General features: G+C 67.7%; 13 protein-coding genes. 6 read left to right on the top strand and 7 right to left on the bottom strand.

What is annotated here, in order from left to right:
• Positions 1-49 precede the first annotated feature (49 nt).
• Entirely contained in the window at positions 50-532 is a 483-nt protein-coding gene (locus tag ACJH6J_RS13190; RefSeq protein ID WP_212812212.1) for an SRPBCC family protein, read from the bottom strand.
• Between the two features lie 123 nt (positions 533-655).
• On the opposite strand from ACJH6J_RS13190, the gene ACJH6J_RS13185 reads away from it, so the two are divergent.
• On the top strand, positions 656-1,459 hold the full coding sequence (locus ACJH6J_RS13185) for an acyl-CoA thioesterase II (protein ID WP_212812213.1): 804 nt from the start codon (positions 656-658) through the stop codon (positions 1,457-1,459).
• 79 nt (positions 1,460-1,538) lie between these two features.
• Here ACJH6J_RS13185 and ACJH6J_RS13180 read toward each other — a convergent pair whose 3' ends face one another.
• Both ACJH6J_RS13180 and ACJH6J_RS13175 read right to left on the bottom strand, forming a co-directional pair.
• Complete coding sequence (locus ACJH6J_RS13180) at positions 1,539-2,936, bottom strand: HNH endonuclease signature motif containing protein (protein ID WP_212812214.1); 1,398 nt, start codon at positions 2,934-2,936, stop codon at positions 1,539-1,541.
• Positions 2,937-3,054: 118 nt separating this feature from the next.
• Entirely contained in the window at positions 3,055-3,897 is an 843-nt protein-coding gene (locus ACJH6J_RS13175) for a carboxymuconolactone decarboxylase family protein (protein ID WP_212814887.1), read from the bottom strand.
• Between the two features lie 14 nt (positions 3,898-3,911).
• Between ACJH6J_RS13175 and ACJH6J_RS13170 the strand changes: the two genes are divergently transcribed.
• On the top strand, positions 3,912-4,937 hold the full coding sequence (locus ACJH6J_RS13170; RefSeq protein ID WP_212812215.1) for a low specificity L-threonine aldolase: 1,026 nt from the start codon (positions 3,912-3,914) through the stop codon (positions 4,935-4,937).
• On the opposite strand, the gene ACJH6J_RS13165 is transcribed toward ACJH6J_RS13170, so the two are convergent.
• The gene (locus ACJH6J_RS13165; protein WP_212812216.1) at positions 4,921-6,321 is read right to left on the bottom strand and encodes a metallopeptidase TldD-related protein; all 1,401 of its coding nucleotides are present in this window, start codon (positions 6,319-6,321) and stop codon (positions 4,921-4,923) included. The genes ACJH6J_RS13170 and ACJH6J_RS13165 overlap by 17 nt on opposite strands.
• On the bottom strand, positions 6,321-7,838 hold the full coding sequence (locus ACJH6J_RS13160) for a TldD/PmbA family protein (protein WP_212812217.1): 1,518 nt from the start codon (positions 7,836-7,838) through the stop codon (positions 6,321-6,323). The genes ACJH6J_RS13165 and ACJH6J_RS13160 overlap by 1 nt, the downstream gene beginning before the upstream one ends.
• Before the next feature lie 38 nt (positions 7,839-7,876).
• Between ACJH6J_RS13160 and ACJH6J_RS13155 the strand changes: the two genes are divergently transcribed.
• Genes ACJH6J_RS13155 through ACJH6J_RS13145 form a run of 3 tightly spaced genes read left to right on the top strand, consistent with a single transcriptional unit; the run spans position 7,877 to position 10,867 of the window.
• Positions 7,877-8,749 carry a carbohydrate ABC transporter permease gene (locus ACJH6J_RS13155; protein ID WP_406801290.1) on the top strand — a complete coding sequence of 291 codons (873 nt, stop codon included), beginning with the start codon at positions 7,877-7,879 and terminating at the stop codon, positions 8,747-8,749.
• Positions 8,736-9,548 carry a carbohydrate ABC transporter permease gene (locus tag ACJH6J_RS13150; protein WP_406801289.1) on the top strand — a complete coding sequence of 271 codons (813 nt, stop codon included), beginning with the start codon at positions 8,736-8,738 and terminating at the stop codon, positions 9,546-9,548. The genes ACJH6J_RS13155 and ACJH6J_RS13150 overlap by 14 nt, the downstream gene beginning before the upstream one ends.
• Entirely contained in the window at positions 9,545-10,867 is a 1,323-nt protein-coding gene (locus ACJH6J_RS13145) for an ABC transporter substrate-binding protein (protein WP_406775428.1), read from the top strand. Before ACJH6J_RS13150 ends, ACJH6J_RS13145 begins: the two co-directional genes overlap by 4 nt.
• Here ACJH6J_RS13145 and ACJH6J_RS13140 read toward each other — a convergent pair.
• Positions 10,864-11,700, bottom strand: coding sequence for a CbiQ family ECF transporter T component (locus tag ACJH6J_RS13140; protein ID WP_406775429.1), 837 nt, complete (start codon positions 11,698-11,700; stop codon positions 10,864-10,866). The two genes, ACJH6J_RS13145 and ACJH6J_RS13140, sit on opposite strands and share 4 nt — an antisense overlap.
• Positions 11,697-13,724, bottom strand: a complete 2,028-nt coding sequence (locus tag ACJH6J_RS13135) for an ATP-binding cassette domain-containing protein (RefSeq protein ID WP_318985292.1) — start codon at positions 13,722-13,724, stop codon at positions 11,697-11,699. The genes ACJH6J_RS13140 and ACJH6J_RS13135 overlap by 4 nt, the downstream gene beginning before the upstream one ends.
• Positions 13,725-13,824: 100 nt before the next feature.
• Between ACJH6J_RS13135 and ACJH6J_RS13130 the strand changes: the two genes are divergently transcribed.
• The gene (locus ACJH6J_RS13130; RefSeq protein WP_212812223.1) at positions 13,825-14,268 is read left to right on the top strand and encodes a MarR family winged helix-turn-helix transcriptional regulator; all 444 of its coding nucleotides are present in this window, start codon (positions 13,825-13,827) and stop codon (positions 14,266-14,268) included.

The raw sequence follows: 14,268 nt of genomic DNA, 5'->3' as shown, positions 1-14,268 counted from the left end.
GCATGGCGCCACGGGCGGGCACCCCATGGGCTGCCATCGGCGTTGCGGTCTAAGAGATGCCACGCCGGCAGAGCGCTTCCGCCAGCCGCTCCGTCGACTCTTCCATCTGCGCGCGGCCGATGACCGGCAGGTGCTCCAGCATGTCGGTGTGTCGGAATGCCGACCAGTCGTATGTCTCAGTGACAAGTGTCCGCTCCGGTCCGATCGGCGTGAGCCGCCATATCCAGGTGTGACCCGCAGGTTCCTGGCCGGGTTCGGCGGGGGCCCATCCGACAGCACGGTCGGGCTCGTAACAGATGACGTGGTTCTCGACGCGGTTGCCCGCACGCATGTTCATCACGAACACCGCACCCAATTCGCTGAAGGGGCGATGGTCGGCCGCACTGAGGATCATGCCGCTCGCATCGAGCACAACATGGTTGTCCGGCGTGGTCAGAAACGCGAACACGAGATCTGCACTCGCGTCCACGACACGCGATACCTGTATGCGGCTGTGTTGGATAGCCATCACTGATCTCCTCTGCGAATTCACCGCCTATCTATCGAGACTGCGCACCGCGCCGTTTGTCATCGTGGCTCTGTGTAAACGGGCATCTGATCGGCCCTGAGCGGATGCGTCTCTTTGACCGCACTGCCACCAGGCATCATGTGGAGCGTGACCGACTCTCATCCGTTCGACCAAGCCCTGGAACTACAGCCCGTCGATGACACGCGCATGCGTGGGCAGACGCACCCGGACTGGGCGAACATGGTCGGCCCCTTCGGCGGCATCACTGCGGCGACGCTGCTGCATGCAGTCGAGCTGCGGCCCGACCGCATCGGTGAACCGCTGGCACTCACGGTCAACTTCGCGGCACCCATCGCCGACGGCGAGTTCGATATCGCACTGAAGCCCGCCCGCACCAACCGGACGAACCAGCACTGGATCGCCGAACTCAGCCAGGACGGCGACATCAAGACCACGGCCACCATGGTTTTCGGCATCCGCCGCGACACCTGGTCGGACGACGAGTCACGCATGCCGAGTGCGCCCGGGCCCGAGGGACTCGAAGTCAGCGGCCCTCCCCTGCCATGGGTCAGCCAGTACGACATGCGTTTCGTCGAAAACCCTTTCCCGGCAGAGGATGCCGAGCCCAGTGAGTCCTCGCGGACGACGCTGTGGGTGCGGGACGCCAACCAGCGCGGCCTCGACTTCGCCGCCCTGGCCGCGATGTCCGACATCTTCTATCCCCGGGTTTTCCTGCGGCGCGGCGGATTCTTCCCGGCCGGCACCATCTCACTCACCACGTACTTCCACGCCAATGGGCAGGAGCTCGAAAGCATCGGCGGGGACTACGTATTGGGCAGTGCGCACGCAAATCGCTTCTCGGACGGATACTTCGACCAGAGTGCGCATGCGTGGGCCCGCGACGGCGCGCTGCTCGCCAGCACCCACCAGGTCGTCTACTTCAAGGGCTGACGTCCTCACCGGCGAGCGACTCGTTGCGACGCACGTGGCACTGCCGTCGCGGCATCGGATGCCGTGGCGCGGTGCCGAGTTAGCTTGCGGGCCTGTCTGTTTCACCGTCATCATCGCCGCTCTCGGGTGGGTAGAGCGTGGGATGCCAGTAGTGGTTGGTTCGGGGTTGGCCGACGTCCAGTAGTGGTGGTGGGGTCCAGTGGGCGCGGCCGTTGGCCATGGTGGTGGTCCAGCCGCCGGTGTCGGCGAGGCGGTTGTCGCGGCCGCAGGCCAGGGCAAGGTTGGTGATGTCGGTGGGGCCATCATCGCGCCAGTCGGTGTCGACGTGATGGGCCTGGCAGCGGGAGGCGGGGGCGGTGCAGTTGGGTTTGGTGCAGCCCAGGTCGCGGGCGAACAGGGCAAAGCGTTGGGCGACGGTGGCGGTGCGACGCGCTCGGCCCAGGTACAGCGGTTGTTCGGTGTGGTCGTCAAAGACGACGAGGTAGTGGTCGGCGCCGCGGGCAGCCATGCGGATGAGATCGCGGATCGGTAACCGGCTGCCGGTGAGGGTCAGTGCGTGGCCGGTGCCGCGCTCCAATTCGGCGACAGTGCAGGTGGCCGCGATGGCCACAGGTAGGCCGTTGTGGTCGCCGAGGTCGGTGCCGAGGGCGATGCGGCCCATGGCGGCCAGGGCGTCGTGGTTGCGTTGGTCGGTGCTGCGGGTGTCGTGGTCGATCTGGGCCTGGGTGGGGGTGCCCGATTGGCAGGGTGTGGGGTCGGCGGGGTTGCACATGCCGGGGGCGCCGAGTTTGTCGTGGACTGCTTCGAGGGTGGCGCGTGCTTCGGGGTCGAGCCAGCCGTCCACTTTGGACATGCCGTCGGGTTGTTGTTTGCCGATGCGGAAGCTGCGTTTGCGGGCGCGTTCGGCGTCATCGGGCAGCGGCCCGTCCTGATCGAGCAGGTACAGCAGCGCCTCGGCGGCGGCGCGCAGTTCTTCGGGGGTCTGGTGCCGCGCCCCGGCAACGAGGGACTGTTCGAACTGCCCACGGGTGGCGGGGTCGATCCAGCCGGGGAGTTTGTTGATGAACTGGCCGATCACTTTCACGTGCTCGGTGTTGAGCGCGCCTTCGGCCTGGGCGGCGGCGACGAACTCCCACAGCGGCGGCAACGGTTCGCCGGTCAGCCCGGTGCGGGGCGCCAAATACTGGGCGTCGCGGACCTGGCGGTTGGCTTCGGTGGTGTCCAGGCGCAGCCGGATACGCAGCACCTCGGCCCAGTTTTTCGCGCCAAGTTCTCGGGCCGTGACCTGAGACTGCGCCGCAACCAAGATCCGGTGATCCACCGCCTCGGCCGCACACCTCAACCTCTCGCGGCGCGACTTCAACGCCAACAACGTCGCCACATCCAGACCGCTGTAATCCAGGGACGCGAGCCGCGCGTGCGCCGCTTCGTAGGCGGCGTACGCCTCCTCGACAACAGCCGGATCGGTCAACCCCATACATCGAACATTAGTTCGAACCACCGACAAGAAGCCGCCGCGAATGTGACGCTAGTTACCCACTGTGACCAGCGCAAACAAAGTGACCAAAGTTTTTCAGAGAGCTCCCGAAGAACGCCTAGGAGAACACCGGCTGCCCGTCGGCTCCGAGCAGATAGCGCTCGGTGCCCTCGCTGACCCGCGGCGCGTCCCCACCCAACGCGACGGCAATCTTGTTGATGCCGTTGCGCATCACGTCGAGGGTGATCTCGGTGGCCTCCGCGTCGGAGAAGTGCGCCCGTACGCCCGCGGCAACGTCGGCCGGTATCCGCGACGGCGTCCACACCAGGGCGTCGACGTAGCGCAGCGCGGCTTTCTGCCTCTCGTCGAGCAGCGTCGACGACTCGTACAGCTCGATCTCCGAGTACAGCGACTCATTGCCGCCGGCATCCAATGCTGTGCCCTCGCGCAGCGACTTGCACAGCCGGCAGTTGTGCGCGGCCGCGCCGCGCAGTCGCACCACCTCGGTCATCACCGGATCGAGTTCGCGACGCGCCCCTACCGAACTTGCGAAGCGGTTCAACAGCAGGTCCACCGGGTCAGTGTCGTGGTCCCAGCCGTCGGGATCGGCGATCGGCGGCAGCCCGAGCGCCGCAAATCCGGCCCGCACTCGCGGCACGAAGTCCGCGACGTACATCAACGCCACGATGCGAAAACTGTTGGCGCCCAGCGCTGCAGTGAGCTCTCCGCGCTGAGCCACAGAAATCACCGACACGTCGGTGCTGAACTGCTCGGCGAACTCAGCCACCAGCGGCTCGGCGTCGGACACGGGCCCGAACACTGCTTCATAGGGCAATGGCGCGAGGCCCAGGGTCTCGGCACACGTCTGCCGCATCGCCGCGTTGAGCCGCCGATCGGCGGGTGGCGACAGTGCGATCAGGGACGTCAGTAGCTCCTCCACACCCCGGATTATTGCCGCGATGAGACCATCGACGCATGAGTTCGACCGTCTCGGCCGCATTCGCCTCCGACAACGCTGCTGGTGCTCACCCACGGGTGTTGGAGGCGATCGTCGCCGCCAACCAGGGCCCGGTGAGCTCGTACGGCACCGACCCGGGCACCGAACGCGCAGCGCAGGCCCTCAGAGCGGCCTTCGGGGCCCCCGATGCCGAGGTCCTGTTCGCGCTGACCGGCACCGCGGCCAACATCATCGCGCTGGCTTCGGCAGTGCGGCCCTGGCAGGAAATTCTGTGCAGCGATATCGCGCACTCGTTGCTCGACGAAGCCGGTGGGCCGGTACGAATCGCGGCGGCACAACTGACACCACTACCGAGCGATGACGGCCTGATCTCACCGAAGGAGCTCGATCGACACATTGCGCGCCGCGGCGAGGTGCACCACTCGCAGCCGCGCATCGTCACCATCACCCAGTCGACCGAGAACGGCCGCGTCTGGTCGCCCGCCGCGCTGACGGAGTTCATCGACTACGCCCACCAGCACGACCTGCTGGTCCACGTGGACGGCTCGCGGGTCGCCAATGCCATTGCCGCCCTTGGTATCAGTCCACAGGAAGCCATCGGTGACGCCGACATCGTCACGGTTGGCGGCACCAAGAACGGCATGCTGTTCGGCGACGCGGTACTGATCCGCCGGCCCGCACATTTCGAGGGAATTCGCTTCGTACAGAAGCAGATCGGCCACCTCGCCAGCAAGCACCGCTTCATCTCGGCTCAGTTCGAGGCCATGCTGCACGACGATCTCTGGTTGCAGACGGCAGCCCACGCCAACCGCATGGCGGCGACATTGAGCGCCGGATTCGCGGAGGCAGGGCTGCAGCTGGCGGCGCCGACCGAGGCCAACGAGGTGTTCGTCATCCTCGACGCCGCGACCACAGCGCGTGTCCGGGAGCGGTTCGCGATCCATGCTCCCGACCCGCTGAGACCGATCGTGCGCTTCGTCTGCTCCTGGGCCACCACCAACGACGACGTCGCCGGGGCGCTGAAAGTTATTGCGCCTGACTGACCGACGACATGTGGAAGTCCGGAATCCGCAGTGACGGCATCTGGGCCCGGGTGGCCCAGTCGCCCCATTCGCGCGGCAGCGTGGTTTCGCTGACGCCGGCCTCGGTCGCGCGCCGCAGCAGGTCCAGCGGACTCTCGTTGAACCGGAAGTTGTTGACCGCGGCCGTCACTTCCCCGTCCTCGATGAGGTAGACGCCGTCACGCGTCAGGCCGGTCAGCAGCAGCACCGTCGGATCGACCTCACGCATGTACCACAGCGTGGTCAGCAGCAGGCCGCGTTCGGTGCCGGCGATCATGTCCGACAGACTCACCGTGCCGCCCGTCATCAGCAGATTGTCGGCCGGCACGGCCACGGGCGCGTCGAATTCGGCTGCGGCAGAACGCGGATACGCCAACGCGTTCACGACACCGTCGCGAATCCAGTCGACGCGACCGATGTCCAAGCCGTTGTCGAACACCGACACCCGCTCCGACGAACTCGACGTCGCCACGAACGGCAGGCAATCCAGCCCGGGCGCAAAGGGATCCGAGTACAGCGTCAGCCCGAGGTCGGTGAGCTTCTCCCCCACCCGGGTGCCGCCCGGCGCCGACAGCGCGGTTCGGCCTTCCTGCGCGCCACGACCGTCCATGCTCCAGCCGAGGTAGATCATCATGTCCGCGACGGTCGACGGCGGCATCAGCGTCTCGTACCGACCGGCGGGCAACTCGACGGTCCGCGAGGCCCAGCCGAGACGCAGGCACAGATCGTCGAGCATGGAATCGACTGGCACGTCGACGAAGTCGGCGGTACTGACGCCCGCCCACGCGCTGGCACCATCGCGTTTGGCGTTGATCTCCACCGAGCCCGTCGGTTGGGTGAACCGCCGCCGGATGCCACCGGACGTCGCCAGGTACGTGGTGTCGAGTTCGTGCCGCGCGAACCCGTACAGCGCGTCGCTGCGGTGGAAGCCGTCGACCAGACGCGTGGCCACGTTCCCGAACACCGAGGCACCGGTCAACGGCGACGGTGCGTCCCAGTCGTCGGAGGTCTCCACGCCGGCCAGCGGCGGCGCGCTGTCACGCGCCTCGGGCGCCGCCTCCGCGGCGTCCTGCGACGCCGCCACCAGGCCCGCGATGGTCGACGGATCGACCTCACTGGACTTCACGACGCCGACCCGGGCCTTATCCCCTTGGCGGACAATCGAAATGACGGTGGTCTCGCGGCTCACCGACTCACCGTTGGTGGTCATGGTGTTGCGGGCCCAGCGCAGTGACGCGGTGGACCTGTCGGTCACCAGGACGATGGTCTCGTCGGCTCGACCCCGGCGGGCAGCCTCGTCCAACACCAGGTCGACAACCTGCGGTGCAGCAGGGCGAGCGTAGCGACCGGGAGAATTATTCAGCATCAACGCCCCGATTCAGTTCGCGTGTTGAGCACATTGATTCCGCGGAACAGCGCGGACGGGCAGCCGTGGCTGACGGCGGCCACCTGGCCGGGCTGGGCCTTGCCGCAGTTGAACGCGCCACCGAGTCGCCAGGTCGACTCTCCGCCAACGGCTTCCATCGATCCCCAGAAGTCGGTGGTGGTCGCCTGGTAGGCGACGTCGCGCACCTGGCCGTCCAGCTTGCCGTCGCGGATCTTGAAGAACCGCTGCCCGGTGAACTGGAAGTTGTACCGCTGCATGTCGATTGACCACGATTTGTCGCCGACGATGTAGATACCGTTCTCGACCCGGCTGATCAGATCCTCGGTGCTGAGGTCGTCAGTACCCGGCTGCAGCGAGACGTTGGCCATCCGCTGGATCGGCACATGATGCGGCGAATCCGCGTACGAGCAGCCGTTGGACCGGCTGACCCCGAGCTTCGGCGCGAACACGCGGTCCAGCTGATAGCCGACGAAGACACCGTCGCGCACCAGGTCCCAGCTCTGCGCGCGGACGCCTTCGTCGTCGAATCCGATGGTGGCCAAACCGTGTTCGACGGTGCGGTCGGCGGTGACGTTCATGATCGGTGACCCGTACTGCATGGTCCCCAGCTTGTCCGGGGTGGCGAACGACGTACCGGCGTACGCCGCTTCGTAGCCGATGGCCCGGTCGTATTCGGTGGCGTGGCCGATGGATTCGTGGATGGTCAGCCACAGGTTGGTCGGGTCGATCACCAGATCGGTGGGACCGGCCGTCACGCTGGGCGCCTTCATCTTCTCGGCCAACAGCGTCGGCAGCTCCGCCAATTCGGTTGTCCAGTCCCAGACCTCGTCACCGGCGACGGCCTCCCAACCACGCGCGGTCGGCGGCGCCAGTGTGCGCATCGTTTCGAACGCACCGGCTGCGGCATCCACCGCGACGGCCTCGATCGTCGGCTGCACCCGGACCCGTTGTTGCGTGATCGACGAACCGAACGCATCGGCGTAGAACACCTGCTCCTTCACGGCCTGCAGTCCCGCCGACACGTGGTCCACGCCGTCGGCCGCGAGCAACCGGCCCGAGTACTCGCCCAGTAGCGCGATCTTGTCGGCAGCGGTGACCTCGAACGGGTCGATCCGGTACGGCGACACCCATGACACATCGGTGTAGACCGGTTCGGAAGCCAGCTCGATGCGCTCGGCATTGAGCGGCGCCAGCGCCACCGCGACCTGCACGGCGCGACGGGCGGTCTCGGCCGCGACCTCGGGGTTCAGCTCGGCGTGCGAGGCGAAACCCCAGGTGCCGTCCACGATCACCCGCACCGCCAGCCCGATTTCCCGGTTGACCACCGAGGATTCCAGCTCGCCGTCACGCAGCTGGATGTGTTCGGTGGTGATCCGGTGAATCCGGAGGTCGGCGTAGCTCGCACCGGCAGCCAGCGCGGCCGACACCGCGGCCTCGGCCAGCAAATGGCGCGGCAAGGCCAGGAAGTCGGCGTCAACCCGTCGCAGCGCAGTCACGGCTACACCGTAGTAGCACCACACGCTTTAATGATCCGGTGGCACGCCGCAGGTTTCGGGACACCCTGACCGGCTATGCGCTGCTCGCCCCCAGCCTGTTCGGCGTGGTGATGTTCCTGCTGCTCCCCATGCTGGTCGTCGGCTGGCTGAGCCTGCAGCGGTGGGACCTGCTCGGACCCATCCGGTTCGTCGGACTCGACAACTGGCACGCCGTGCTGACCGACCCGACATTCGACCGCTCGCTGGCGGTGACGCTGGGTTTCGTCGCACTGGTGGTGCCGGTCCAGACGGTGCTGGGTCTGGCGGCCGCGATGCAGCTGGCCCGCGGACTGCCGGGCACCGGATTCTTCCGCACGCTCTATGTCCTGCCCTGGATCTGCTCGCCCTTGGCGATCGCGGTGCTGTGGCGCTGGATTCTCAGCCCCACCGACGGCGCAGTGAGCACCGTGCTCGGGCACCGCATCGAATGGCTGACCGACCCCACCCTGGCGCTGCCGCTGGTTTCGGCGGTGACCGTGTGGACCAACGTCGGCTATGTGACGCTGTTCTTCCTCGCCGGAATCCTGGCCATCCCCAACGACGTTCACGACGCGGCCCGCATCGACGGGGCGAGCGCCTGGCAACGGTTCCGCCGCATCACGCTGCCGATGCTGCGGCCGACATTCTTCTTCGTCCTGGTGACGGGTGTCGTCAGCGCGGCGCAGGTCTTCGACACCGTCTACGCGCTCACAGGCGGCGGCCCCGAGGGCCGCACCGACCTGATCGCCCACCGCATCTATGCCGAGGCCTTCGGCTCGGCGGCCGTGGGCCGCGCCGCGGTCATGGCCCTCATCCTGTTCGTCCTGCTGCTCGGCATCACGCTGGTGCAGCACCTCTACTTCCGCCGGCGGGTCACCTATGACCTCACGTAACGCACTCATCTATACGGTGCTGGTGCTCACCGCTGCGATCACCCTCGTGCCGTTCGGCCTGGGCCTGCTGACGTCGTTCACCTCGGCGCGCCAGTTCAACACCGAATCGCCGCTGTCCCTGCCGAATCCACCGACGCTGGCCAACTACACCGCCCTGTCCGACGCCGGCTTCGGCCGGGCCGCGCTGGTCACCGCGTTGATGACCGCGGTGATCCTGTTGGGCCAGCTGGCGTTTTCGGTGACCGCCGCGTACGCCTTCGCCCGGCTCGAATTTCCGGGACGCGACACCCTGTTCTGGCTGTACCTGGCGACGCTGATGGTGCCCGCGACGGTGACGGTCGTGCCGCTGTATCTCATGATGGCCGAGGCCGGGCTGCGTAACACCTTCTGGGCGTTGGTGCTGCCGTTCATGTTCGGCTCGCCCTACGCGATCTTCCTGCTGCGCGAGTACTTCCGGTCCATCCCGGCCGACCTGATCCGCGCCGCCCGCATCGACGGTGCCGGCACGCTGGACGTCATCGTGCACGTGGTGCTGCCAGCCAGCCGGTCGATTCTCGTCACGCTCGGACTGATCACCGTTGTCTCGCAATGGAACAGCTTCATGTGGCCGCTGGTGATCACCAGCGGCTCGTCCTGGCGGGTGCTGACCGTCGCGACCGCAGGGCTGCAATCCCAGTTCGACACCCAGTGGACCGTCGTACTCGCCGCGACGACCGTCGCGATCGTGCCGCTGATCCTGCTGTTCAGCGTGCTGGGCCGGCACATCGTCCGCTCGATCGTCGTCACCGGCTTGAAATGAAGTTCTCGACCCGGTTCGTCATCGCGCTGGCCGCCACCATGGCGGTGCTGCTGGTGGCCGCCGTGCTGATGGGCCGGACGCAGGACACCGGGAAAACCGTTGTCACGGTGCGGCTGTGGGACGCGCAGGTCGCAGCCGCGTACCGGTCGTCATTCGCGGAGTTCGCCCGCCGGCACCCGGGCATCGAGGTCCGGGTCGACGTCGTCGCCTATGCGTCGTACTTCGATTCGCTGCGCACCGATGTCGCCGGCGGCGGCGCCGACGACATCTTCTGGCTGTCCAACGCCTACCTGGCCGGCTACGCGGACACCGGCCGGCTGCTCGACATCGGAAAGTTGTTGGGCCGCGGCGCCGCCGATGCGTGGGAGCCGTCGGTGAATCAGCAGTTCACCCGCGACGGGACACTGTGGGCGGTACCGCAACTGACCGACGGCGGCATCGCGGTGTACTACAACGCCGACCTGCTGGCGGCCGCCGGCGTCGAGCCCGCCGACCTGGATGCGGTGCGCTGGTCTCCCGGCGCCGATGACACGCTGCGTCCGCTGTTGGCCCGGCTGACGCTGGATCGGCACGGAAACCAGGCCGGGACACCGGGATTCGACCCCGAGCAGGTACGGCAGTGGGGCTACAACGCCGCCAACGATCTGCAGGGTATCTATCTCAACTACATCGGTTCGGCCGGTGGGATATTCAGCGACGGTGACCGGTTCGCGTTCGACAATCCGGGAGCCCGGGAGGCTTTCGAGTACCTGGTGCGGCTGATCAACACCGACCACGTCTCCCCTTCTGCCGCCGACACCAACGGCAACGGCGACTTCTCCCGCAACCAGTTCCTGCAGGGCCGCATGGCGCTGTTCCAGTCGGGCACCTACAACCTGGCCGCCATCGCCGATCAGGCGCGCTTCCGGTGGGGTGTGGCCATGCTGCCCAGCGGACCGGACGGCCGCGTCAGCGTCACCAACGGGATTGCCGCCGCGGCCAATTCGGCCACCCGCCATCCCGATGCGGTGCGCGCGGTACTGCAGTGGATGGGCAGCGCCGACGGAAATGCGTTCCTGGGCACCAAAGGGGCGGCAGTGCCGGCCGTACTGGCTGCCCAGCCGGTCTACTTCGACTACTGGAAACGGCGCGGTGTCGACGTGCAGCCGTTCTTCTCGGTGCTGGACGGCCCCCGTCTCCCGGCCCCCGGCGGCGCGGGCTTCCCGGCCGGGTTCCTCGCCATCAGGCCATTTTTCGACGAGATGTTCCTGGGCCGCGCGCCGGTCGCATCAACCCTGGCCGATGCCCAGCGCGCAGCCAATGCCGCCTCTGATCGCTAAAGCCGGTGGGTGGCCAGCGGCGTGGCCACCTCGACCCACAGCGACAACGCGCACATCGCGACGACCATCAGCAGCGCCACCGTATCGGCCCGTCCCGGCCGTGCCGGACTGGCGACGATCTGGCCCACACCACCGCGCGCCGTGATGGCGTCGCCCATCTCATCGCCGCGGCGCAGCGCCACCGTGATGGCGGCCGCCAGCAGGTCGACGATCTCGGCGCGGCGCTGCCGGCTGCGCTCCCGTCGCGTCTCGGGCCGCACCTTCGGCCGCAACCGGCGGGCCGCGAACAGCACCCGGTATTCGTCGATCAACATCGGGAAGGCGCGCAGCGCCAAGGCCAGCGTGACCGCCCACTCGTCGACAGGGATGCGCAGCCACTTCAGCGGCCGACCCAAAGTGGCCACCGCGGGCGCGATTTCAGCGACGTTGGTGGTCCACGAGACCAGCCCGCCGAGTCCCAGCAGCACGATCGACAGCACGGTGATCCGCAGGAAGTTCAGCAGACCACCCACTCCCAGATGCACAGACCCGAAGTCGAGGAACGGCTCGCCGCCGGCCAGGGCCGCCGTTCCACCACCGAGCAACAGCAGCACCCACACCAAGCGCGGTACCGACGGCAGCACGCTGCGCGGGATGTGGGCCAGCCACGCCGTGAACAGCACCAGCAGGGCGACCAGGCCGATCGGCACCCAGCCGGGGTACATCGTCAGGACAATGCCGATCAGCGCCACCACGATGAGCTTGGTACCGGCCCACAGTTCGTGAATGGGCGACGTCCCCGGCACGGGACGCAACAGCACCATCGAACGGCGCTGCGTCGCGGGAGCCGTCATGATCGTCCTCCCGCAGTGATCGGAGCCTCGACGAGTTCGCCGCGGTGCAGCCGCAGGATGCGCGGGCACAGCTCGTCGAGCCCGGCGAAGTCATGCGAGATGACGACTACCGTCAGCCCCGTGGTCCGGCGCAGTTCAGCGAGCAACGTCACCAGGCCGCGCTGGCTGGCCGCATCCAAGCCGGCCAGCGGCTCGTCGAGGATCAGCGCCCGCGGACGACGAGACAGCAAGCCCGCCAGCACGACCCGGCGCATCTGGCCGCCGCTGAGCTGATCGATGCGGCGGTCGGCCAGTTCGGGGTCCAGCCCGACCATCGCGAGCGCCTCGGTGATCCGGACGGTGTCGCGCTTCGAGAAGCCCGCAGCCGAGGCGATTTCGGCACCGACGCGGGACCGCATCAACTGCAGCCGCGCCGCCTGGAACGAGATCGCCACGGCGCCAACCTGGTCGGAAACAGGCTTGCCGTCGAGCAGACAGCTGCCGGTGGTCGGCACCGTGAGGCCGGCCAGAATCCAGGCCAGTGTCGACTTGCCGGAGCCGTTGAGCCCGTGGATCAGCACACCCTCGCCCTCGTGGACGGTGAAGCTGATGTCGCGCAATGCCGTTGATTCCCAGGGCGTCCCGCTGCCGTACTGGTGTCCCACACCCTGGACCTCGAGCACCGCCGGGCCGTCGGGTTCGACGCCGGCGGACACGATCGGCACCGGTGCGGTCGCGACCATCTCGATGTTGTCACTGGCGCCGTCGAGCCGGACGACCCGGTCAGCCGAGTCGGCCTCGTCGTTGTAGTGCGTGATGTGCACCAGCGAGGTGCGGTGGTGACGGGTGAGGTCGGACAGCACCGAGAGCAGCACATCGCGGCCCTCCTGGTCGACCATGCTGGTGACTTCGTCGGCGATCAGCAGTGCCGGCTCGCGGGCCAGGGCGGCGGCGACTGCGAGGCGCTGCAGTTCACCACCGGACAGCCCGCCGGTGTCCCGGTCCGCCATGCCGCTCAAACCGACTTCGCCCAACAGCTTTTCGACGTCGATCGTCGTCCCCGACGGCAGACCCCACACCACATCGTCGGCGACGCGGGTGCCGAGCACCTGACTCTCCGGATGCTGCATGACGACCGCGGTGCCGCCGGCCTTGCCGAGCCCCACCGCACCCGGCCGGTCGATGGTGCCGGCAGTCGGCGCACGGCCGGCGAGCGTCAGCATGAGGGTGGTCTTGCCCGATCCGTTGGCGCCCGTGACGGCGACATGTTCACCCGCGTCGATGTCCATGCTGACCGGGCCGAGCGCATCGCGATCGGTACCCGGATACCGGAATCGGACATCGCGCAGGCGCGCCGGCACCGGCGCGACGAGGCCGGTGGATTCGACGGTGTCGAGCTTGTGCACATCGGGAATTCCGAAGAGCCGCTTCAGCACCCGCGACAGCGCCCACCAGCCCAGCAGCGTGACGACGATGATGTGCATGATCACGGAGATCATCACCGGCACCGGCCAGTAGTGCAGGAACACGGCGAAATCGGTGCGCAGATCCTCGGCCGCGCGCTCCCCGCCCGGGACCGCCGCGATGACGTTGGCGATGCCGTGGATGTTCGAGGTCATCGACGCGAAGATCAGCTCTCGCAGCCGCGCCACCACGAGCAGGATGCCGATGACGTAGGCGCCGAATGCGGCGCCCGCGACCACTGACGCCCACAGGACCGTGACGATCCCGCGCCCCGTGCGCTTGACGATGCCGGTCAGTCCGCCGATGTAGGCACAGAACACCACGGTCATCAGACCGCCCATGCCGGCGATGAGGAACGCGATGGTGCTGCCGGCGATGGTCGCGGCGACCAGCACCCGAATCCGGTAGCGGTAGGCCAGCAGTCCCATCGGGACCGTGCCCAGCATGCCGAGCCCCGCGGCGAACGGGACGACGACGGCGATGATGGCGGTGGCCGCGCTCAGTGCCGCCATCACAGCGGCCTGGGCGTACTCGCCCGGATTGAGGGGACCGGCCTTATCTCTGGTGCCGGCAGCAGTCATTGCACAATTCTGCCAGCTGCGCAGACGCGTAAACTCGACGGTGTTGTGACCGTCACCACTCTCGATGACAGGTTCGACTACATAGAGAATCTATGGAACCATGTTGAACATGACAGTTGCACCGGCGACCGAAACGACCCTCGCCTCGGATCTGCTCGCCGTCGTCGCACGCATCAACCGCCTGGCCAATCAGCGCGTCCGGCTCCCGCTGCCCTTCGCCCAGGCCCGCCTGCTCTCCACCATCGAAGCCGAGGGCCGCGCGCGCATCTCCGATCTCGCCGCGCTCGACCACTGTTCACAACCGACGATGACGACCCAGGTCCGTCGCCTCGAGGACGCCGGACTGGTGTCCCGCACCGTCGACCCCGACGATGCCCGCGCCGTCCTCATCAGCATCACGCCGCAGGGCATCGCCACGCTGGCGCAGGTGCGCGCCGACCGCGGCAACGCCATCGACCCGTTCCTGGCGGAACTCGACAGCGCCGATCGGGACACCCTGGCCGCGGCCGTCGAGATCATGCGCGGGCTGCTCGCCGCGCACTGA

This window comes from Mycobacterium sp. SMC-18 (assembly GCF_045310895.1).
GTDB lineage: Bacteria > Actinomycetota > Actinomycetes > Mycobacteriales > Mycobacteriaceae > Mycobacterium.
Note: the sequence above shows the minus strand (reverse complement) of the source record. Positions and strands in the feature narration are given on the sequence as shown.

Coding starts and splice junctions, on each gene's coding strand:
- ACJH6J_RS13180 (WP_212812214.1), bottom strand. CDS start 2,936: ATGGGGTTGACCGATCCGGCTGTTGTCGAGGAGGCGTACGCCGCCTAC.
- ACJH6J_RS13130 (WP_212812223.1), top strand. CDS start 13,825: ATGTTGAACATGACAGTTGCACCGGCGACCGAAACGACCCTCGCCTCG.
- ACJH6J_RS13135 (WP_318985292.1), bottom strand. CDS start 13,724: ATGACTGCTGCCGGCACCAGAGATAAGGCCGGTCCCCTCAATCCGGGC.
- ACJH6J_RS13170 (WP_212812215.1), top strand. CDS start 3,912: ATGAGTTCGACCGTCTCGGCCGCATTCGCCTCCGACAACGCTGCTGGT.
- ACJH6J_RS13140 (WP_406775429.1), bottom strand. CDS start 11,700: ATGACGGCTCCCGCGACGCAGCGCCGTTCGATGGTGCTGTTGCGTCCC.
- ACJH6J_RS13150 (WP_406801289.1), top strand. CDS start 8,736: ATGACCTCACGTAACGCACTCATCTATACGGTGCTGGTGCTCACCGCT.
- ACJH6J_RS13145 (WP_406775428.1), top strand. CDS start 9,545: ATGAAGTTCTCGACCCGGTTCGTCATCGCGCTGGCCGCCACCATGGCG.
- ACJH6J_RS13165 (WP_212812216.1), bottom strand. CDS start 6,321: ATGCTGAATAATTCTCCCGGTCGCTACGCTCGCCCTGCTGCACCGCAG.